A 20,971-nucleotide genomic window follows, 5' to 3' on the forward strand; every position below is an offset into this window, starting at 1 on the left:
ACTATTTAGCTAACATAACAAAATCAATATGATGACCAGGAAAAAACAATTCAGTCAATTGTTCATGTCCTTATGTATACTCGGTGTGGCCGGTTTTAACATGGGATGCAGTAAAGATAAAAGCCCTGCGCCTGACAATGGTGGTGGTAACGGCAATGGTGACGGTACCAAATCGAGCTTTGTATTTGTGGTATATACAGATGGATCCGGTGGAGAAGCCGGCCGTTATATTGTGCCCATCGGAGATGTGACTAAAGGTACTTTAAGTACTAAAGGAGTGGGCGTAGAAACAGAAGCCTATTCTTTTATCCGCCAGAATAATAAACTGTTTGGTATTGTATATGCTGCGCAGGGACCTACTACGCCTTATCGCCTGAATAAGGATGGTAAACTGGAGCAGGCTGGTAATGCCATCAATACTGAATTTACCGGTATCTATGGTACGGTAAATAAAGATGCCTATGTAGGAGGTTCTGTAGCCCGTTCCAAAGATAATCCGGTAGCTACCCTGTACCGTTTTGATGCGATAAGCAACCAGGTAGCAGACCGCAGTGCGGTAGACCTGATGAAAATAACGGCCAACGGTGAAATGGCCGTATGGACAGGACTGAGCCAGGTAGATAATAAACTGTTTGTGCCTTTCTATTGCACTACCGGCGCTGATGGCGAAACGACCAAATATGTAGACAGCACCTGGATCGCGGTGTTCTCTTATCCGCAGATGGTATTCCAGAAAGTAATCCGGGATGGCCGCACTGGTTCCATCGGTAACTGGTTTGGTATGCAGGGTGTACAACATACAGAAGACGGCGACGTATATGCGTGGTCTACTGCAGGTGGTTCCGGTAAATTGCGTTCTACCAAACCTTCTGCCATCGTGCGTATTAAAAAAGGCACCGAAACTTTTGATCAAAGCTATTTCTTTGATATCGAAAAAGCCACCGGTACCAAACTGGCCCGTGGTGAATATATCGCCAACGGTAAATTCCTGATGACCTTATATGCTACCAATGAAATTGGCGGTGTATCCGGTGGCCGTGTTAAACTGGCTATTGTGGATGTACTGAATAAAACCGTTAACTATGTTAGCGGTGTACCGGAACACAATCAGATGAGCTACAATATGAAAGTATATGTAGAGGCAGATAAGAAAACAGCGTACTATGTGATGAAAGAAGATGATGGTAAACTGTATCTGTATGTGATTGATGTGGCTACCGGAAAAGGCTCCAAAGGATTATACTTCCAGGGTATTGCAGATGTAACGTCTATTACGAAATTGGATTACTAGTAATATCTTTTCAAAAAAATGACCAGGTATATAACATACCTGGTCATTTTTTTTGAAACCGGATGAAGGAATATATAGTCAGACCGCAATATTACCCGGCTGTTGCAGCCAGTTGTCGCCCTGTACTTTAATCGCTGCCAGTATCTCGCGTATATGCGTCAGCGTGGTGAGCGGATTCAGGATCGTAAACTTGAGGTAGAATGCTCCTTTTACTTTGGTGCTGGCTACAATAATCTCTCCGTTGAAAAATAAACTTTGTTTGATATATTGATTCAGGGCGCAAAGGTCAATCGCTGTCTGTGCCGGATGATAGCGGAATACGAGTATGCCGAGATCCGAGTCGCTGAGCAGATCGAATTCAGGATCTGCCGCAATGAGTACGGCGGCCTGCTGCGTGGTTTCGATGATGATTTCCGTATACTTTCCTAATTTTTCCCTACCCATCAAACGCAGCGTACACCATAGTTTCAGGGCATCGAACCGGCGGGTACTCTGGATAATGGATTTGTTGATTTGTGCCGGTAAGGCATCGTAATCCTGTTCGGGCGGATTCAGATAGTCGGCATGGTGTTTAATCAGGTTCAGGTGTAGTTTATCTTTCACGATAAAAGCACTGCTGCTGATAGGCTGAAAGAAAGACTTATGATAGTCGATGGTAATAGAGTCTGCCTGTTCGGCGCCATGGAGGAGGTGCCGGTATTTGTCTGTGAGCAATAACCCGCAACCATAGGCGGCATCTATATGATACCAGATGCTATATTCCCGGGCAATACGGGCGATTTCCTGTAATGGATCTATGTTACCGAAGTCGGTAGTACCGGCGGTAGCAACAATGGCAATAGGAATATTACCTTGCGCCAGTTCCTGCCGGATGGCGGTTTCCAGCTGTACGGCATCCATCCGGAAACGTGTATCTGTAGGAATACTCACAATTGATTTTTCTCCCAGCCCCAGTATGCCGGCATTTTTATGATTGCTGAAATGTGCTTTTTCGGAAACAAAAATCCGGAACCGGCCAGCCTCTGGCGGGCAGCCATATAGCTTAATATTATGATGGAGATGATGTACGGCATAATAATCCCGTGCCAGTAGTAGCCCCATCAGGTTACTTTGAGAACCGCCTGCGGTGAATACCCCATCGCATTGCTGGCTGTAACCGATCTGTTCTCCAGTCCAGTCTATCAGGCGACGTTCCATGAAGGTGCCACCGGCGCTCTGGTCGTAGGTGTCCTGAGAAGAATTGATGGCGCTGATAATCACCTCTGCTGCCAGTGCGGGAATCAGTACGGGACAGTTCAGGTGGGCAATATATTGAGGCAGATGAAAAGCCGTTGCATGTTGTATATATAGCTGTTGCACTTCATCGAGGAGGGCATCGTAGTCCGGTAGCGGCGTATCGAAATCTACTTCCTTGAAACTGGCCAGCAAAGTGGCTGGCCGGATGCCGCTGAAAGGATGTACATTATTGCGCAGAAAGCCGGCTACTCTTTCTCCGGCAGCACCCAGTGCAGTCAGGTATTCTTCCAGGGTACCTTCATAGAAAATATCCCGGAACAGCGATTCATCAGTGTCCGAAGCAGTTACTGGTAGCGTGTTACGTAAGGTTTGTGGGTTCATGTGAAATATCAATGTTGATCAGTAAATCAGCCATGTGGCGTATTATTTCTCTTTAAAAAGACTCCCGTAATGTTCTTCCATCACCAGGTAGGGATCATCCGGATGTGTTACGGCGCGGATCTGAATAAGACTGGTTTTGCTCATCATACGCAGCATCATTCTTCTGGGGCAGGCTACGAGTTGCCCGTTTTCTTCCCGCATGCCGGCCAGAAAGGCGTTTCTACCATGTGCACATAGGTGATTGTTCACAAATACGAGGTCGCCGGAGGAAGGGATATAATCATTGTAGATCAGCTCCCGGGCCGATTGCCAGAACTGCCGGAGGTATTCCATGGCTTCCGGCGATTGATGGGCATCTTCATTGTAAAGCTGTTCTGCAGCATCAAAACGGATGAAGGGGAGTTGTTCATTGCCGTAGAGAATGGCGGTTGCAATTTCTTCTCCCTGTGCCGCGGTAGTATCATAATTGGCATCTTTAGGGCATTTGTAGAGCGGGCGGAACAACGGCTGCATGATGTCATTGGTAGTGCCGTGCGAACGGATGGAATAGAGGGTGGAAGCTACTCTTTCTTCATTGCGTAAATAGAGAAAACTAAGGAAGTCTGCCTGATTGAAGAGGAAGGCATCTTCTGTATGTACAAACAGATCGCTGCGGGAACCCGAGCCGGTCTGTGAATAACTCATTTGTTCATCCGGGATAACGGCATGCAGCAGGCCTCCGCCTTTACGCTGCGCATAATATTGTACCGGTTTGGAAGGTACAGCGCCATGCAGCAGACTGCATATGAAGCCATACAGATTTACTTTGCTGTAGTCCATCTCCTTCCAGGAGGGGGGCGTAGGCCCCAGCGCATCCTGGTCTACGGATATAAGACCACGGAAAACAATAGCGCCGTACTGGCTGGCGGAAAAGTCGGTACCAAAGTGGCTGAGTATACGGGCAATCCGTTCGGGCAGTAACTGACTGGCATAAAGGTGCAGTTCTGCGATGAAATCAGGATGTTCATAGCTGCTGAATTCTTTGAGCAGCCGTTCGCTCATATGTTGTATGGCAGCGCTCTCCCGGGCGGTAACGTCAACAATCAGCGGTGCCAATGGGGGCTGATCTTCGGGAACAGACAAGCCGGATGGCGTGTCGGGGTGCGGTAAAGTAGCGGTTTGATTTTTCATATATACTTGTTTTAGGGGGATGCAGTAGAAGTGGTGTCAGATTTCTGGTACTGTATCTGGTGTATAGATTTGCTTTTCGGGATGTGTTTTTTTGGGTGCTGCATGATAGGCTTTCCAGGCTTCAGATCTATATTCTGCTGCTATTTTTCCACCGTCGATATGATTCCAGCCAGGTGGCATAATGAGGTATTTCAGTTTGTCTTTCCATTTGGGGGCACGGGCTATATCCAGCCACAGATCTTTCCACAGATACAGTTGCACCTGGAAGATGTTTTTCCCGTTGATGGTACTGTGGAGCAACCCATATTTGGGATAGACATCCGGTAGCTCCGACTGGAAGGTGCCGAATACCCGGTCCCAGCAGGAAAAGGTTTCTCCGTAATTTCTGTCCAGGTACACGCCGTTGCGGGCATGATGTACGCGATGCACAGAAGGAGTCACGAAGAAGGTTTCCAGCCACTTTAATTTGCCCGTGAAACGATCGGCATGATCGTTTACATGTTCATACAAGCCGTATAGTTTGGCAATCGCTTCTACAATAAAAAGCATGAACGGATCAAATCCCAGTATCGGCAGCCAGATGATCGTCAGCGGAATATGCAGGAAGCCCACAAAGGAACCCCGTACGGCTACACTCAGTTTCATCTCCTCTGCGGTATGATGCACACCATGTATACACCAGAAAAACCGCACCTGATGTCCGAGAAGGTGTACGAGCCAGAACATAAAGTCATAGACCAGATAGGCTATTATCCAGATGTACCAGGCATATCCCAGCGTGAAGAAACGCATATCATACATCCACACCATGGTGCCGAAAATCACTATTTTACCCAGTAGGAAATAGGGGATGGTGTCCAGTACATACGACAACACATTCACCCAGCCTTCCCGGTTACTTTCCATTTTTTTGGAGATGACCAGCACCACCCATTCTACCACCACCATCGACAGTACAATATATCCAAACACGCTCTGTATCTTTCCTAATAATAACGGCAGTGTATTGCTCAGCATATGATTCAGATTAATCGTCAGTAAAAACAAACCCGCTATACTGATTTCAGCAGCTGTTCGGGTTGGGTGGTTCTTTTAAAAGCAGTAATGGGATTTTGCAAAGTGCCTGCCAGTTGCAGGCTGCCGGCCGGATCTGCGAGATCCACCATTTGTTTATTATTGCGCAGCTGCAGGCGGTTGAGACAAGACAGAATAAACGTTGGTGCAAAAAGATCATACCGCTCAAATTTTTCCGACAACTGCGGATGATCTGCCTGATAAGCATAGATGCAATCTGCTACCAGTTGCCAGAACTGTTCAGCCGGATAGGCGGCATGTTCTTCCAGTACCTGCACCAGGAAGCGGAAGAAACAATCAAATACATCGGTCAGTAAAGAGAGGATTTTTAATTCTTCCGGCACCTCTACGCATATACGCCGTCCTTTCTCCGGGATGTCGGTATTATAACGGAACACGCCGATTTCTTCCGTGATATCTTTCATGATTGCTTTTACAGGTACCTGTTTTTCCATGACGAGAATGAGGTTTTCGCCATGCGGCATAAACACCAGGTCATGCACATAGAAACAATGTAACAGGGGCGTGAGATAACAATGCAGATACCGTTGCAGCCAGGTAGTGGTATCCAGTCCGGATGCGGCTATCAATGCCGGTAACAGCGCGTTGCCCTGATTGTCGGTATGCAACAGCGCGGCCATCGTCATCAGTTGTTGTCCGGGTTGCAGCACACGGGCAGGACTTTCCCGCCACAGGCCGGCCAGCATTTTATTATAGGCGCATTGTTTGCCGAATGGTTCGTAGTAGAAATTGTGATAGCCTACCGTCGCTACTTCACACAGCAACGTAAAACCCAGTTGCTGAATATAAGGGTCGCCGCCAACGGCTTGCCTGATCCAGGTAGTGATGGGTGGGGTACTGTCCATGTAGTAGGGAGTGAGCCCGCGGATAAAGCCCATGTTTAAAATCGACAGCGCGGTTTTGGTATAGTGTTTTTCAGGATGACTGATGTTATAGAAAGTGCGGATAGACTGTTGCACTTTATACTCGTCCGGGGTGTAGCCCAGGCATACCAGCAGGTGCGTGGCAATATCCGGTGCACAGATCAGCGCGAGTTTATTAAACCATTGCCACGGATGTACGGGAATGAAAAAGTAATCATCGGGTTGCAGCCCTTTGCCGATCAGTACCTGCTTGAAAGCAGCCAGGGTATCTGGTCCCAGCTCCTGTGCCAGCAGCGTTTCATAAGGCAGTTCGGCTACGGCACTATAGGCAGTTCTGCTTTTGTGGCCGGCCAGCCATATCAGTTGAATGACCTGATCTGTTTCCGGCGCATATTGAAAATAGTCATGGCTGTCGAAACCAATACGGCCGTTGTTGGCAACAAAACAAGGGTGGCCGCTGCTCATGGCATGCTCAAATGTCTGATAGTCTGCCTGCGCCAGTTCCCGGGCGGTAAGACCTGGTTTTGATAACGTATAGGCGCTGCCGTTAAGGGTGCTGGTAATTTCTTCCAGATAGCCGGGCAGCTGTTCTTCGCTGATACCCAGTTCGGATGTAAATTCCGTGATGAACAGGATACTATCCAGTGGCGCGGACTTGCCGGCCACCTGTTTGCGGAGAGATGCTTTGTCTATGTACCAGTGTTGCAGCGGGAGCAGGCGGGCCCTGAATATATACAGGATATCCGGATGTTGTGGTGGCGATAGCTGGTAGGTACCCCATTCATTTTCTTCCTGCAGCAGCTGTGGAAATAATAACAGCTCATGTGCAAATTCACTGATGATCTTGCACACATGCAGCTGATTGGCTTTGGCCCAGATATCGGGTTGTAAGTGTGCTATTACCTGCATGGGAGCAGTGATAAAGTCCTGTTGTCCGTTTGGCATGAGAAGATGATTTTGCTGATTTAAAAACAGATGTATATCGTTGATGGTGATTTTTTTTAGGATGATTTCATTTGCGGGACAGCTGTTTTTCCGGCAGTCTGGTACCTGAATACCAGGTAGAACAGGATGGTGACGAGGGTATATCCGCTGAAAGCTGCCAGGAATGGCGTGTTGAGCTGGTAGTTTTCTACCAGTATGCCCGCCGCGGTGGATGCCGTCAATACACCCAGGTTCTGGAAAAAGTGAATCTTGCTGTATTCGATGGCATAGAAAGCCGGATCGCTTACATGAAAGAGCAGTACATCGAATCGTACGGCCACCTGGAAAAAGGCCCAGCCATAGATACAGCGTCCCAGTAATACCGTAACAGGGTGGGGCGCCTGTTGCAGCGAAAGGCCGATAAGTCCGGTGAGTAATGCCGGCAGTATACCATGCCAGGGTGTAGCCGGCGCCTTCCGGCGGCTATTGATCCACAGCGCGGTGAGCGCCACTGCCGCCGGGATGGCATATACGGCGCCGGAAAGTATCTTGCTGTGGGTACCGGCTACATATTCCCAATAGCGCACAAAAAAGGGGCGGATAATAAAATCCGCGAGATATAATATACCCGTGATGATGCCCAGTTTTAAAATGAGACCGGAAGGAATCAGGGACACCGATGCCTGCGTAGCCGGTGTTGGTGATGTCAGCAGCTCCGGTGGATTTTTTTTCAGCAGGTAATAACTCATGCCCGCCTGTATAAAATCTCCGGCGGCCATAGCGAGATAGATACCGGCAGCCGGCATAAACTCCATGATAACGCCTCCCAGTATGGCACCCAGCACACTGCCGAAATGAATGATCACGGATAACAACCCGATGATACCTGTGTGCTGTGGCTTGGGTGTAATGCGCAGGATAAAAGGATATACCAGCAGGTAGCTCCCTTTAAAAACAATGATGAGTAAAGATACTACCCAGAATAAGGGGTAGTCTGTAATGAAATAACAACTCACCGCCAGGATACCGGCGATGGTTTGTGTATACACGAGAATATCCAGTTCCGGCAACCGCTTGGATACCATCGCCCACAACGGAAATGCCAGCATCACAGTGCCACAGATAGCGCTGAAATAAATACCTACTTCGCGCGGATCTGTAACACCAAACCGGGATGCGAAGAAGTGCGGATAAAAAGGGTGCAGCAGATAATCACTGACTACCGCGAGCAAGGTCATGGAAATGAGAAAAAACCGTAGATGCATATTACAACTGTGCTGGTGCGGGTGATACAATCAGTTCTTCGCCGGAGGTAGCAAACTGCTGGAAGGCAATCCGCTGTTCAATCGGGTAGATCTCTTTGCCGGTGAGGGCTTTGATGATCCAGGCATTGCGGTAACAACCCATGCCCAGATCGGGTGTTACAAAACCATGAGTATGCAGTTCTGCATTCTGTACAAATATTTTATCGGCAGTTTTATCGATGGTATAGTAGCGGCTCACCTTAAAGCGGCCTTGTTCATCCAGGTCAATGTATTCCCTGATTCCCTGCAGAAATTCGGGGATACGATAGGTATAACCTGTGGCCAGTACCAGCCCGTTGGTAGTATGCTCATAATGTTGCTCCTGTTCTTCCTGGAAAAACACGAGGCGAAACCGGTCGGTTGCTGCCTGATAGCTGACCTCTTGCAACGCCGCATTGGTACGCAGGGATACCCGGATATCGTGTTGTAGCCGTTTGGCATACAGGAGATCGAATATGGCACTGATCAGCTCATTGTTGATGCCTTTATACAGGTGTTTCTGCTGGTGAATCAGGTGGTCCCGTTTGGCCTGTGGAAGGCTGTAGAAATAATCCACATATTCCGGAGAGGTCATTTCCAGGGTGAGCTTACTGTATTCCAGCGGGTAAAACCGGGGCGAACGGGTGATCCAGTGCAGGGCATAGCCGTGGGTATCTATGTCCTGTAACAGGTCATAGTAGATCTCCGCAGCACTTTGTCCGCTGCCTACGATGGTGATGGCGTCTTTGGCCTGCAGTTCCTTTTTGTTGTGGAGATACGCGGAGGAATGAATGGCTTTGCCGAGGTAGTCTTTACAACATGCGGGCATATTGGGAACCGTGCCGGTTCCTAATACAATTTTACGGGCTTTTATGCGTGTAGTCGTTCCTGTTATCGTATCCGTACTATGCACTGAAAAGTATCCGGCAGCTTCATCATACCGGATATCATCTACCCGGGTATTGAAGTGGATGTTAGGTAGTTTTTGAATCGCCCACTGACAGTAGTAGTTGTATTCATTTCTCAGCAGCTTGAAATTTTCGCGGATGTAAAAGGAATAAATACGTCCTTGTTCTTTCAGGTAGTTAAGAAAGCTGAAAGGGCTGGTGGGGTCGGCGAGGGTGACCAGGTCTGCGAGGAAGGGTACCTGTAAAGTGGTATCCTGCAGTAACATGCCGGGGTGCCAGTTGAATCCGGATCTTTTGTCCAGGAAGATACCTTCTAAACCTTCGATGGGAGCGGTAAGACAGGCGAGCCCAATATTAAACGGGCCTGCGCCAACGGCAGCAAAATCGTAAATTTTGTTATCCATAATCATGAGATTGTTTTATATATCCGGTATTATACAGCTGTCTGATTCGGTAATGGGCAGGGTATGTCAACAGGTGGTGTAAGGCGGTTAACCTGATGTGGTGCGGTGCTTATCAACCCGCTTGTCTGGCTACATCTCCTGGTCTAAAATTACGGGAGAACGGCACGGTAAACTATCGCCTGATGTGGGTATAATGAAGGTAGATGGGAGAGTAGAAGAGAATACCCTTTTTATGGTAGCTTACTGCCACGGTAGTGCATGCAGGTTTGCGTGGAGAGGTAGCCGCCGCGATGGGATCCCGGCTGGTACCGGTTGTACCCGGATTACCTTGTTTTTAAGCGCTGCACCTGTCTGGCAGCAACGGGAGTTGACGGGGTACAGACAGGGCTGGCGGCCTGTTTATATAATCCCTTTCTCCATCGCGAAATTGCACAACGCAGCTACAGAATGCAGCTGCAGTTTTTTCATGATATTTCTGCGATGGGTGTGAATGGTATGACCACTCAGGTTCAGCAACGTGGCCATTTCCTTGTTACCTTTCCCGGATGCAATCAGGCGGATGATCTCTATTTCCCTGCCCGTGAGATGCGCGGCCGTAATGCCGGCAGCGGCGGGGTTTTTCCGGTCATCCAGTAGTATATCCACGACGAAAGTGCAGAAGTATTTTTCTCCATGTAAAGCAGCATGAATGGCATGATGGATGTCTGCAGTTCTGCATTCTTTTGTAAGATAACAGTATACATTAAACTCCAGCGACTTGAGTATATCCATTTTTTTCTGCTGACTGGAGATGATGATGATCCGGCAATCAGGGATAACAGCCAGTGCGTGATTCAATTCATCTGAATCAAAATAAACGGGATTATAATCGAGGATAAGGATGTCGGGGTGAAAGGTGGCTAATGCAGGGCCGAGCTCCCGGATATTGCCTGCTTCTTCAATCACAAATGTATTTTCGTGATCGGATAAAACACGCTTTATACCTTCTCTGAAAACAGGTTGAGCATCCGCCAGCATAATACGGGTTATGATTGTTCTGTTCATTATTATGGAATAATGACCTGTTTGACAATAAGGTTAATTAACTATTTAACTGGGCACAGGTACGCTGTGGTGGGAAAGGACAGATCAGGTAGATGATTTAAGCAAGCTGTCAGGCAGCCCGCTTAAGTGGCATAAGTACTTTGCCGGATTGTTTTTGTTTCCTTCCCAACCAGATGTACAAGCCGGTCACCGGTAAGGAGGCGGCTATTAATGAGGCGAAAAAAGCCAGGATTTTACCTGGCAGTCCTATGATGCTACCGACATGTAAATCATAGTTCAAAGCGTATATTTTCTCTCCGTTATTCATCCCGGAGAAAGTGTTTCGGCGAATTAAAGTGGCAGTATGCTGATCATATAAACTGATCACGTTCCGGTATTGCGGATGTTTATCGTGGCGCGCATATACGGAAACCGCACTTTTGTGATCAGTGGGGAGGCTGATTAAAAAAGTGGTGGCCCCGGGGTGATGATGGATGGCTTGCTGCAGGATATTGTCCGGTGAAAAGGAGCGCCTGTTCGTGGAATCAGAAAACACGGGAGCGGGCTTTGCGTAGGTGTGGCTGCTATTGGCTACCCATTGCACAGTATCGCGGACGGCCTCAAAGGACCATACCAGCCCCGTGATGGCAATGACCAGTAATACGGAAATGGCATAGCATCCTAAAATGTTGTGCAGGTCATAGTTTTTGCGTTTCCACCGGGTACCTTTTTTCCAGTTGAACCAGAACCGTTGTTTGGCGGCAGCTTTGTTTTTGGGCCACCATAATACCAGTCCGGATATCAGCAACAGTACAAATGCCACTACTCCCCAGTTAACTATTTTGCCGCCCAGTGCAGGACTCAGCAGCAGATGAATATGGAGGTTCACCACTACCGTGAAAAATTCCCATTTGGTACATTCTTTTTTAACGACTGACCCGGTGTAGGGGTTCATATATATCCGATAGTAGTAGGCCATATAGTTGCCATACCACCACTGATCCCGGTTGATTTTTAACGTACGGAAAACAACCGTACGATTGGCCTGTACCGGCACTTCCGCCAGTTGCAGCGGATAAGCTGTGCCGATGGCCTGCTGTGCCTTTTCCTGTATAACGGCAAGGGGTAAACGTTGTGATTCGGAAGGTACGGATATATACATCCGCTGTTGGTATAACCAGGGTTTAAGTTCATCCATGAACGCATACAGACAGCCGGTGATACCCACTATAAACACTACCAGCCCGGATGCGAATCCGAGCCAGCGATGTAAGTTTTTCAATGATTGTTTGATGGTCATGGCAAGCAGTGCATTACTTATCTATATTCACACAATAGGTAACACAATGCCATATGTTTTTAAAATCTTTTCCTTCATGTTTTCCTGCTTCATTTTGCAGGAAAGTACCTTCCAGCATATATCTGCCAGCCCATGCCGGAGAAAATGACATGTCGCCGGCAGGATTGGTTTTGAATTTTTTGGCCCAACCGGTGGGGGCCTGTACGGTAACGTCTCCGCCAGTGGGAGGCGTATTTTTATAACGCAGCTGTACTTTGGCATCCTGGTTCAGCTTACCGGACCGCGCGTTGTCTGTAAGCAGCGCAAAGTCGATATGCTCTTTCAGGCGTTCCGCTCCTTTCAGGGAACCATTTACTTTTACCAGTCCCAGTGCGTAATAATGAATTTTATTTTCGCCATATACCTGCTTTACGGTATGATCAATGGTGAGCAGGTGAGCGCCTTCCGCGGCAGGTGTAAAGGTGGCTGTAAAGTGATTACCGTTGGGAACACAGGTCAGCTTTTCCTTTTGACCATCTGGCTTTACCAGCCACAGATCAAAGGAAGCCATATTACTGAACCAGTGTTGTATGGAGTCTCGTTGGTTCTCGGCATATTCACCGAGATAGATGTTTACCTGTTGTGGCTGACCTACTTTACCGGTAGTAGTAGTTTCCATCCAAAGGGCATGGGCAAACAGGCTGTGGCAGCATAATAACAGGCCAACAGATAAGAAGAATTGTTTAACGGGTTTTATCATGATTGTTGTTTTAAGTGTCAGAATTTATAACCTACGCTGAACCTTACATTACGGCCGGGTTCCGCTTGCCAGTAGAAGAGGCCTCCGGAAGGAGCACCTGAATACAGGTACGCATCTAACAGATTATTCACCAGTAGGTTTACGTCGAATTTGTTGAAAGCATAGCCCAGACTACCATCCAGGCGGAAGTAATCCGGCAGTGAGTTTTCACTCTTGTCGGAGATCAGCCCCGCTACCCGGCCGGCTACATATTGATAGCCGATGGCTGCCCGCAGGCCTTTACATACGCCGTTATCCAGTTGGTAACTGAGCCAGGTATTTTGTATATGCGTGGCAGTACCAGGTACTTTGTTGCCGACTAATTTAGGATCGCTGTCTGCCGATATCGCTGCATCTGTATAGGCATAGTTAACCATCGCATGCAGGTGCGGTATAATCTCTCCTTTTACATCCAGTTCCACGCCACGAATAGTCTGCTTGCCGGTTTGGCGGCTGTAGATAAACTGATTCGTCCGGGGATCCGGATGTTCAAAATCGGTAACCAGCATATTGTTTTTGATGATCCTGTAAACAGCCAGGGTAGAATTCCATTTACCGCCTAACCAATCTCTTTTGAACCCTGCTTCTACGTTGTAGCCGGTAAGTGGTTTGAAACTCTTTTTCTGCCAGTCCATGCCGGGATTTTGCAGGAAGTACTTATCATATATAAAATAGACGGCGGTATTTTTATCGAAAGAATAACTGACGCCGGCACGTGGCGTAAACATTTCGTCTTTGTTATTCCCGCTGTAGGGATTCTTATAGGTATTGATGGTATACCGGCCGGCGAGGGTAATACGGAGCTGGTTGTCGAAGAAGCCCAGTTCATCCTGCAGGTAAAATCCGTTGTAGCCATAATTGTATTGTACGCCTCTCTCCCGGATGTTGCGGGAACGATCCCAGGTAGGCAATTTTACATGGCCATATTGGGGCTGATAGATATTAAAGGAGGCATCGCCCAGCGGTGCAGCCTGACCCCAGTCTGCAAAGTAGCTGCTGTTTTTCAGATCTACTCCTGCCAGGATGTTGTGGACTACTGTTCCGGTGTTCATTTTACCTGTGATGAATACCTGTCCGGTTCTATTGGTACCGAGGGCATCCCAGATATTGATATTCCGCTGCAGTAAGCTGTCGTTGTTGGCAGCAAAAGCAGTAGGCCACATACTTTGTCCTTCCTGTTGATAATGGAAATAGGCTGCCTGGGCAGTCAGTTTCCAGCGGTGATTGAACTGGTGTTCAAATATGGCGAGGAGGCTTTTATCCTGGATGTTCGTAGGTGCGAAGTTGGGTTCTGCTGTTGTAAAATTGCGGGGCAGGTCGGCGTATTTCCGTTTGGAAAAGGCGTAGTTACTGCCAATGGCATTCAGTTGCAGGAACTGATGACTGTATTCGAGGGTCACGCTGGTTTGTTCGTCTATCAGATATTTGAGTACCGGTACAACGGAATAGCGGTTGTTGAATTCAAAGTCGCGGTGAGAACCTTTCAGTTGTCCCATTACATTGATGCGGTACAGCAGCTTACCGTTTTTGGATAGCTTGCCGTCTACATCAGCGGTGGCTCTGTAAGTTTCGAAGCTGCCGAGGGTAAGGGTTACTTCTCCCTTTTCTATACCGGAAGGTTTTTTAGTAACGATGTTATAGAGGCCGCCGGGTTCTCCGTTGGATAACATAAACCCTGCCGGGCCTTTCACAAATTCTACCCGGTCTACCATGCTCATATCTTCCGCGAGCGGGCTCCAGGGACTGATTTGTACGTTCATGCCATTGCGGAAGGGGGTGATCTGGGAGCCACGTACCTGGATGTTGGCGTAGAGGTCCCAGTGGCCAATACGTTGTGCACCGCTTACGTTGCGGGTTACCCCTTCCTGTATGTCAAATATCTGTTGATCGGCCAGCACTTCATTGGTGACTACCTGGATGTTTTGGGGAATCTCTACGAGGGGAGATTGTAAGCGCAGGGAATTGGATACTTCGTTGATGTTGTATTTATTATGCTTATTACCGGTGATGATAATTTCTTTCATCTGCTGTTCGGAGGTGTGCAGCTGCAGTGATAGCTGGGTGATTTTATCTGTTTCCACCACTACTTCCTGTGTCATGTTTTCATAACCCAGGAAGGATATCTCCAGGGTGTAGCGGCCTGGCTTAATTCTTTTAATAACAAATTCACCCTGTTGATCTGTTAAGGCGCCATGATTGGAGTTTTTAATACGCACAGTTACAAAGGCGGCAGGACTGCCGTCGGAAGTCGAAACTTTTCCTTTAATAGCCGACAAAATCTCTCCCGCATTTGCATTACCCACAATTGTTATCAGTATTAAGGTAGTTAAGAAGACTTTTTTGATAGTGGCTATCCCACAATTAAAACAAAGCTTCATCGGTTTTTTAGGCATCAAAACTAAACGACCCGTTGGTGGATAATTTATGGATATGGGAAAATGATTTACCTAATCAGGAAAAATAATGATAGATGTTCTCACACATAAAAAAAACAGGTGTATTATATAACCCGAAGCCGCGTATTATCTGTTTTATAACTTACTGTTGTCAATTGCATGCGCCGTCATCGCAGTGCGTATAACTGTGCATGACAAGATCAGTAGTAAGGTGTACATTTTACGGATAAAACAACCTTTTATTTTTCGGGCTATTAAGCAACATAAACAGCTGGCAGGTAATAAAAGTTTGTTTGATATCAAATTATTGTACATTCACCGCAAGGTTCTTTATTTACTTCTTCATCAAGCGGAAAAGGTCCCTGGGTAAACCAGGGTTAATAGGGAATTGTGTGAAAATCACAAACTGTCCCGCAACTGTAAGTAACGCTACAAGTTTTTACCCTCGTTGTCCACTGCATCATAGCGGGAAGGACGGTAAAAATGTTACAAGTCAGGAGACCTGCCTGGTCCGTATTTGACAATGCTTTCGTGGATTGAAGCAGATAGTCAGGCTGATGTACAAACGCAGTATACCCATGGTATTTCCCGGGCTTTACTGTGTACATCCCGTTCTCACTTCTTCTTTCTTCACTTTACGGCGCATTGCGAAGTGCTAAAGAGCTTTTAATTGTTTCCTCATTTTAAAAGCACCCAAAGCAATGCAAACGCACAACTTAGGCTACCCGCGGATTGGCAGCCAGCGTGAACTCAAAAAAGCCTCAGAACTTTACTGGGCCGACAAACTGCCATTGGCGGCATTATTGCAGGAAGGTAAAAACATCCGGCTGCATAACTGGCAATTGCAACAGGAAGCAGGCATCGACCTCATTCCCTGCAATGACTTCTCGTTCTACGATCAGGTATTGGATACCGCTTTGATGACAGGCGCGATCCCGGAAAGATACCAACCACTGATTGAACGGAAACAACTGAACAACATCGATTTGCTGTTTGCGATGGCTAGAGGCTATCAACGCGAAGGCTACGATGTAACGGCCATGGAAATGACCAAATGGTTTGATACCAACTACCACTATATTGTACCCGAATTTAAAGCAGATCAGCAGTTCACCTTATACTCCGATAAGGTGATCCGTGAATTTACCGAAGCGAAAGAAAATGGTATTGCGGCCAAACCGGTGATCATCGGACCCGTATCCTTCCTCTTGTTAGGTAAAGAAAAAGCTGCCGGATTTCATAGAATATCCCTGCTGGAAAAACTGTTGCCCGTATACGAAGAAGTATTAGGCTTACTGCAACAGGCCGGCGCCACCCACGTACAACTGGATGAACCTTGCCTGTCATTGAATCTTGGTGAAAAAGAAAGGGCGGCATTCACCCAGGCCTACCAGCAGCTGCACCAACGATTCCCGCAACTGCATATTATCCTGGCCAGCTATTTTGAATGCTACGGTGAAAACCTGGCTACCGTATTACAGCTGCCGGTACAAACCCTGCACCTCGACCTGGTTCGTTGCCCTTCCCAGCTGGATGATATCCTGGCAGCTGCACTGCCAGCCACCCTGCAGCTCTCCCTGGGCGTAGTGGATGGCCGCAACATCTGGAAGAATGACTTCCGGCAGTCGCTGGCCCTGATCACCAAAGCAGCAGATGCGATTGGCAAAGACAGACTCTGGATGGCGCCTTCCTGCTCCCTGTTACACGTACCGTGCGACCTGGATCTGGAAACAGATGAGGAAACCCTGCAACCGGGAATCAAACAGTGGATGGCCTACGCCAAACAAAAAATTACGGAAGTGGTAACGCTGGCAAACCTCGCCACCGGAAAAGATATTGAACATATGGAACGCAAGCTGCAGGAGAACATCCGGGCTAATGCCAACCGTAAAACATCGGCCATTATCCATAACCCTGCGGTAAAAGCACAGGTAGCGGGCATTACAGACAATGATAGTCGTCGTCATGCTATTTTTGCTACCCGTAAAATCAAACAGCAGGAAGCTTTACAGTTGCCGAAGTTCCCGACTACGACCATCGGCTCTTTCCCGCAAACGAAAGAAGTAAGAAGCTGGCGTGCGAAGCTGAAAAAGCAGGAACTGAGCCAGCAGCAATACGATGAGCTGATCGCGAAAGAAACTGCCGATACCATCCGTTGGCAGGAAGAAGTGGGCATCGACGTACTGGTACATGGTGAATTTGAGCGCAACGACATGGTGGAATATTTTGGCGAGCAGCTCGATGGCTTTGCCTTCACTCGCAATGGCTGGGTACAAAGCTATGGCAGCCGCTGTGTGAAACCACCGGTTATTTACGGTGATGTATCCCGTCCGGCGCCTATGACCGTGAAGTGGACGCAGTACGCGCAGTCGCTCACCCCGCAACTGGTGAAAGGTATGCTGACCGGTCCGGTGACGATTCTGCAATGGAGCTTCGTCAGAAATGACCAGCCCAGAAGCGAAACCTGTACACAGATAGCCCTGGCCATCCGTAACGAAGTGGTGGATCTGGAAAAAGCCGGTATCCGCGTGATTCAGATCGATGAACCAGCTATCCGGGAAGGTTTGCCACTACGTCGGGAAAACTGGCAGGAATACCTGGAATGGGCCGTGCGCGCTTTCCGTATTGCCGCCAGTGGTGTGAAAGATGAAACCCAGATCCACACACACATGTGTTATTCTGAGTTCAATGATATCATTCAGCACATTGCTGATATGGATGCAGACGTGATCACGATCGAGTGTTCCCGTTCCCAGATGGAACTGCTGGATGCTTTCGCCGATTTTAAATATCCGAATGAAATCGGCCCTGGTGTATATGATATCCATTCTCCCCGTGTACCATCCAAAACGGAAATGGTAGCCTTGATGAAAAAGGCCCAGGCAGTTATCCCGGCAGAACAGCTGTGGGTAAATCCGGACTGCGGACTTAAAACCCGTCAGTGGGAAGAAACCCGCAAAGCACTGGTAGAAATGGTAGCGGCAGCGAAAGAGTTGCGGCAGTAGTCTGCATCTTTGTAATGTATTATTTCCCGCCCGGCAACCGGTACCCACCGGTAGCCGGGTTTATTTCCACGATTATGTGTGAACACGAAAGGAAACATTGTCCGCGATGTAACAGCGGTTTTGAATGTAAGGTTGGTTCCATACTGATCTGCCAGTGTAGTGCGGTAACCCTGAGCACAGAGGAACGTAATTATATCCAGGAACAGTACACCGATTGTCTGTGTGCCAACTGCCTCAAAGAAATGAAAGCCGCCTGGCACAAAGAGTTGTTTAAAAGAAAACTCTACAGGATATCTGCCTTATTATTTAATAAAAATAAATCCGGTTAACCCCCATGATATGCCATTCTCCTCAACTGATTACACCGGTTGACTGGTGGGTGTTTTTACTTTGCTGGTACTTAATAAAATGCCTGCCAGTACCAGCACGCTACCCACCAGCTGGAGGGTGGTAAATTGTTCTCTTAAAAAGATATAGGCAATCAACGCCCCTATTACCGGATTCAGGTTGAGGAAATTACCAACCTGCGCAGCCGGTAAACTCTCCAATGCCCTGTTATAGAGGAAATAAGCCACAGCAGAAGCGAATACGCCCAGGTAGGCAATACCAGCCCAGGCCTTGGGAGAAATATGCGGTATGCCTTTGTAATACATTTCTATGCCGCTAACGGGAATTAATACAAGGGTTCCCAGGAAGATACCCATGGTGGTCATGAGCAGGGTATCTGTGTTTTTAAGTTGCCGGGATAAAAGTGTATAGGCACTCCAGCAGCAGACAGCACCTACCAGCAACAGGCTGCCCAACAGCGCATGATCTGTTTTATGGTCGGCGCCTACAAATCCTACCAGTATTACGCCGGTAACAGATAACAGGATGCCATACACACTTTTGCGCCGCAGCGGCTCGCGGAGGAAGATCGCTGCCGGTATGGCAATCGCCACCGGTATCAGTCCTTCTATCAATGCACCGGTGGATGCATGGATATAGGACATCCCGAAGTTGAAAAAGGTATAATACACGGCAACACCGGCCAGTCCCATGAGGAATAGCTGTTTATATGGCAGTTGCTGTTGTACCTGCCTGCGGCGGTGCCAGTAAAAAGGTAAGAGAATAAGGGAGGCGGTTATATGCCGTAAGGCAGCACACAGGAAAGGCGGCACTTCTTTCAAGACCACTTTGGTTACCGTAAAGGAACTACCCCAGATCAGCATCACAAAAATAATACTGATCAGCCCTTTCGTACGATCATTCAATATATGCTTTTTCATAGTTTTTCCTGTCGGTAGTTGTTTGTATGATGAGGTACAACGTTGTGTGCCGGATGATGGGTTCCGTACTAAAAGTAAAAAATAATTGTATTAAATGAGGTGGTTTTATAACGGGCAGGTGATGCCGGCAGGCAAGGAGACATAGATAATAGGGAGAGATGCCGGGATGACGTAGACCCCTATACGAAAAAGGTCCTGGCAGCAGGTTATTCTGCGGTAAAGCCTGCTGCCGGGATATGGATCAGTCAGTGTTGTACAATTCTATCTTTTGCAATAGTTCTACCAGGTTGCTGACTTCCAGTTTGGTGAAAATCCGGTTTTTATAGGTACTGACCGTACTGATATGCAGTTCCAGTGTGGCCGCAATCTTTTGTACCGGTAGCCCCTGTACAAGTAGTTGCAAGACGGCTGCTTCCCGTGAAGAAAGATCGGTAAGGGGATTGTGTATTGTTTTTTTGTTGGCGCTGAAAAGCAGTTGTTCCCGGGTATTGGCGCTCATGTATTTCTCGTTTCTTAATACCGTCTGAATGGCATTTTTGATCTCGGTATCCGGCGCGGCTTTATCCAGATAGCCATCTGCGCCCGCCTGTAAATATTTGAGGGCATATACTTTTTCGTCAAAGGCAGAAAAAACCAGTATGCAGATAGCAGGTTGCCGGAGTTTGATGGTATCCAGCATGACCAGGTTATTGCCGCCGGGAAGGTTGGTATCCAGTATTAATAAATCGTATACCTGTTTTTCGGTTGCCTGGAGGGTTTCGTCAAAAGTGGCTGCTTCTGTTACCATTGCCAGGGGAAACATGTCCAATATCACCTGCTTCACGCCAAAGCGAACAATAGCATGATCATCTGCAATTAGAAAATTCATCATGGGACAGGTCATAGATAATTGTGTGCCAAATTATCTGTAAAGGTAAAAAATATAATTTTTTCTTGCTGCAGGAGGAGGAAAGGAGGGTTAGTGGGACTATTAAGGCCTTTTGATACGATTTGTCTGTAGTAGTATTACTACAAAAAAGATCAGGTATAGATAAGATTACCGGAACGCCTTCGGCGTTCCGGTAAAGAATTTATTTGCCCCAGTTGACAGGCAGGTTATTTTTATCCGCAAATACTTTCCCTTTGCTGAGTAATGCGTCATATGCTTTTTCTACGTTAGCGGTATATTTCTCATTGATTTTTTGCAGTAAAGCTTCCTTTTCTGCGGCAGGTCCGTGGGTATCGCACAGCTTGGCATAAGCAGTATATTCCTGCTGATAGGCAGGTAAAGCTGCTTCGAAAAGTTGCAGGGAAGCCGCTTTAATGGCTTTGGTGTCTTCATCACCAGCCGGTAAATCCTTCACATCTTTAATCACTTTTTCGATGTAGGCGATTTTGTTTTTTACAATATTCTGTGCCTCATCTCCCTTCTTTTTGCTGGCAGGAATATCCGGAAATTCAACGGTATTTTGCTCCAGCTCTTGCCCGAATTGCTCCGGATTAAAACCAGACAGGATGTTGGAGTTTAATACTGCTGTCTGAAAAAAACGATCTGGTGTAACACTGTTACAGGCGCTCAGCACAGATAAAAAAAGGACCAAAGACCCTGTGATAAAAAAAGCATACAGGCGTTGTGTCATATTGTTCATCATATCGAAATAATTTGC

Annotated in this window: 16 protein-coding genes and 1 riboswitch; of the genes, 3 read left to right on the forward strand and 13 right to left on the reverse strand. The window is 47.5% G+C overall.

Going from position 1 to position 20,971, the window contains the following annotated elements:
• Positions 1-28: 28 nt before the first annotated feature.
• Positions 29-1,291, forward strand: a complete 1,263-nt coding sequence (locus tag OL444_RS12190) for a DUF4374 domain-containing protein (RefSeq protein WP_264732920.1) — start codon at positions 29-31, stop codon at positions 1,289-1,291.
• 78 nt (positions 1,292-1,369) lie between these two features.
• On the opposite strand, the gene OL444_RS12195 is transcribed toward OL444_RS12190, so the two are convergent.
• From OL444_RS12195 to OL444_RS12240, 10 genes are all read right to left on the reverse strand, one after another.
• Complete coding sequence (locus tag OL444_RS12195; RefSeq protein WP_264732919.1) at positions 1,370-2,908, reverse strand: pyridoxal phosphate-dependent decarboxylase family protein; 1,539 nt, start codon at positions 2,906-2,908, stop codon at positions 1,370-1,372.
• A gap of 42 nt (positions 2,909-2,950) precedes the next feature.
• Positions 2,951-4,078 carry a Fe(II)-2OG oxygenase family protein gene (locus OL444_RS12200; RefSeq protein ID WP_264732918.1) on the reverse strand — a complete coding sequence of 376 codons (1,128 nt, stop codon included), beginning with the start codon at positions 4,076-4,078 and terminating at the stop codon, positions 2,951-2,953.
• Between the two features lie 36 nt (positions 4,079-4,114).
• On the reverse strand, positions 4,115-5,095 hold the full coding sequence (locus OL444_RS12205; protein WP_264732917.1) for a sterol desaturase family protein: 981 nt from the start codon (positions 5,093-5,095) through the stop codon (positions 4,115-4,117).
• A 35-nt stretch (positions 5,096-5,130) separates the two neighbouring features.
• Complete coding sequence (locus OL444_RS12210) at positions 5,131-6,981, reverse strand: IucA/IucC family protein (protein ID WP_264732916.1); 1,851 nt, start codon at positions 6,979-6,981, stop codon at positions 5,131-5,133.
• A gap of 56 nt (positions 6,982-7,037) precedes the next feature.
• The gene (locus OL444_RS12215; RefSeq protein WP_264732915.1) at positions 7,038-8,225 is read right to left on the reverse strand and encodes an MFS transporter; all 1,188 of its coding nucleotides are present in this window, start codon (positions 8,223-8,225) and stop codon (positions 7,038-7,040) included.
• A gap of 1 nt (position 8,226) precedes the next feature.
• On the reverse strand, positions 8,227-9,555 hold the full coding sequence (locus tag OL444_RS12220; protein WP_264732914.1) for a lysine N(6)-hydroxylase/L-ornithine N(5)-oxygenase family protein: 1,329 nt from the start codon (positions 9,553-9,555) through the stop codon (positions 8,227-8,229).
• 399 nt (positions 9,556-9,954) lie between these two features.
• Positions 9,955-10,599, reverse strand: coding sequence for a response regulator transcription factor (locus OL444_RS12225; protein ID WP_264732913.1), 645 nt, complete (start codon positions 10,597-10,599; stop codon positions 9,955-9,957).
• A gap of 109 nt (positions 10,600-10,708) precedes the next feature.
• Complete coding sequence (locus tag OL444_RS12230) at positions 10,709-11,878, reverse strand: PepSY-associated TM helix domain-containing protein (RefSeq protein ID WP_264732912.1); 1,170 nt, start codon at positions 11,876-11,878, stop codon at positions 10,709-10,711.
• Positions 11,879-11,891: 13 nt separating this feature from the next.
• Complete coding sequence (locus OL444_RS12235) at positions 11,892-12,617, reverse strand: DUF4198 domain-containing protein (protein ID WP_264732911.1); 726 nt, start codon at positions 12,615-12,617, stop codon at positions 11,892-11,894.
• Positions 12,618-12,634: 17 nt separating this feature from the next.
• Positions 12,635-14,959 carry a TonB-dependent siderophore receptor gene (locus tag OL444_RS12240; RefSeq protein ID WP_264732910.1) on the reverse strand — a complete coding sequence of 775 codons (2,325 nt, stop codon included), beginning with the start codon at positions 14,957-14,959 and terminating at the stop codon, positions 12,635-12,637.
• A 432-nt stretch (positions 14,960-15,391) separates the two neighbouring features.
• Positions 15,392-15,576: riboswitch (cobalamin riboswitch) on the forward strand.
• Between the two features lie 177 nt (positions 15,577-15,753).
• On the opposite strand from OL444_RS12240, the gene metE reads away from it, so the two are divergent.
• Positions 15,754-18,057, forward strand: coding sequence for a 5-methyltetrahydropteroyltriglutamate--homocysteine S-methyltransferase (metE, locus tag OL444_RS12245; RefSeq protein WP_264732909.1), 2,304 nt, complete (start codon positions 15,754-15,756; stop codon positions 18,055-18,057).
• Positions 18,058-18,131: 74 nt separating this feature from the next.
• The gene (locus OL444_RS12250) at positions 18,132-18,386 is read left to right on the forward strand and encodes a cysteine-rich CWC family protein (protein WP_264732908.1); all 255 of its coding nucleotides are present in this window, start codon (positions 18,132-18,134) and stop codon (positions 18,384-18,386) included.
• Between the two features lie 30 nt (positions 18,387-18,416).
• Here the strand turns inward: OL444_RS12250 and OL444_RS12255 are convergent, their stop codons facing one another.
• The 3 genes from OL444_RS12255 to OL444_RS12265 all read right to left on the reverse strand — a co-directional run bounded on the left by OL444_RS12255 (position 18,417) and on the right by OL444_RS12265 (position 20,956).
• Entirely contained in the window at positions 18,417-19,325 is a 909-nt protein-coding gene (locus OL444_RS12255; protein ID WP_264732907.1) for a DMT family transporter, read from the reverse strand.
• Positions 19,326-19,566: 241 nt separating this feature from the next.
• Positions 19,567-20,196, reverse strand: a complete 630-nt coding sequence (locus tag OL444_RS12260) for a response regulator (RefSeq protein ID WP_264732906.1) — start codon at positions 20,194-20,196, stop codon at positions 19,567-19,569.
• A 199-nt stretch (positions 20,197-20,395) separates the two neighbouring features.
• On the reverse strand, positions 20,396-20,956 hold the full coding sequence (locus tag OL444_RS12265) for a hypothetical protein (protein ID WP_264732905.1): 561 nt from the start codon (positions 20,954-20,956) through the stop codon (positions 20,396-20,398).
• Between the last annotated feature and the right edge of the window lie 15 nt (positions 20,957-20,971).

Origin of the sequence: Chitinophaga nivalis (assembly GCF_025989125.1) — a bacterium.
Taxonomy (GTDB): Bacteria; Bacteroidota; Bacteroidia; order Chitinophagales; family Chitinophagaceae; genus Chitinophaga; species Chitinophaga nivalis.

Bases quoted from the DNA above. Each gene is read 5' to 3' on its own strand.
- OL444_RS12215 (WP_264732915.1), bottom strand. From the start codon at position 8,225: ATGCATCTACGGTTTTTTCTCATTTCCATGACCTTGCTCGCGGTAGTC.
- OL444_RS12205 (WP_264732917.1), bottom strand. From the start codon at position 5,095: ATGCTGAGCAATACACTGCCGTTATTATTAGGAAAGATACAGAGCGTG.
- OL444_RS12195 (WP_264732919.1), bottom strand. From the start codon at position 2,908: ATGAACCCACAAACCTTACGTAACACGCTACCAGTAACTGCTTCGGAC.
- OL444_RS12220 (WP_264732914.1), bottom strand. From the start codon at position 9,555: ATGGATAACAAAATTTACGATTTTGCTGCCGTTGGCGCAGGCCCGTTT.
- OL444_RS12265 (WP_264732905.1), bottom strand. From the start codon at position 20,956: ATGATGAACAATATGACACAACGCCTGTATGCTTTTTTTATCACAGGG.
- OL444_RS12190 (WP_264732920.1), top strand. From the start codon at position 29: ATGATGACCAGGAAAAAACAATTCAGTCAATTGTTCATGTCCTTATGT.
- OL444_RS12250 (WP_264732908.1), top strand. From the start codon at position 18,132: ATGTGTGAACACGAAAGGAAACATTGTCCGCGATGTAACAGCGGTTTT.
- metE (WP_264732909.1), top strand. From the start codon at position 15,754: ATGCAAACGCACAACTTAGGCTACCCGCGGATTGGCAGCCAGCGTGAA.
- OL444_RS12225 (WP_264732913.1), bottom strand. From the start codon at position 10,599: ATGAACAGAACAATCATAACCCGTATTATGCTGGCGGATGCTCAACCT.
- OL444_RS12260 (WP_264732906.1), bottom strand. From the start codon at position 20,196: ATGATGAATTTTCTAATTGCAGATGATCATGCTATTGTTCGCTTTGGC.
- OL444_RS12235 (WP_264732911.1), bottom strand. From the start codon at position 12,617: ATGATAAAACCCGTTAAACAATTCTTCTTATCTGTTGGCCTGTTATTA.
- OL444_RS12230 (WP_264732912.1), bottom strand. From the start codon at position 11,878: ATGACCATCAAACAATCATTGAAAAACTTACATCGCTGGCTCGGATTC.
- OL444_RS12210 (WP_264732916.1), bottom strand. From the start codon at position 6,981: ATGCCAAACGGACAACAGGACTTTATCACTGCTCCCATGCAGGTAATA.
- OL444_RS12200 (WP_264732918.1), bottom strand. From the start codon at position 4,078: ATGAAAAATCAAACCGCTACTTTACCGCACCCCGACACGCCATCCGGC.
- OL444_RS12255 (WP_264732907.1), bottom strand. From the start codon at position 19,325: ATGAAAAAGCATATATTGAATGATCGTACGAAAGGGCTGATCAGTATT.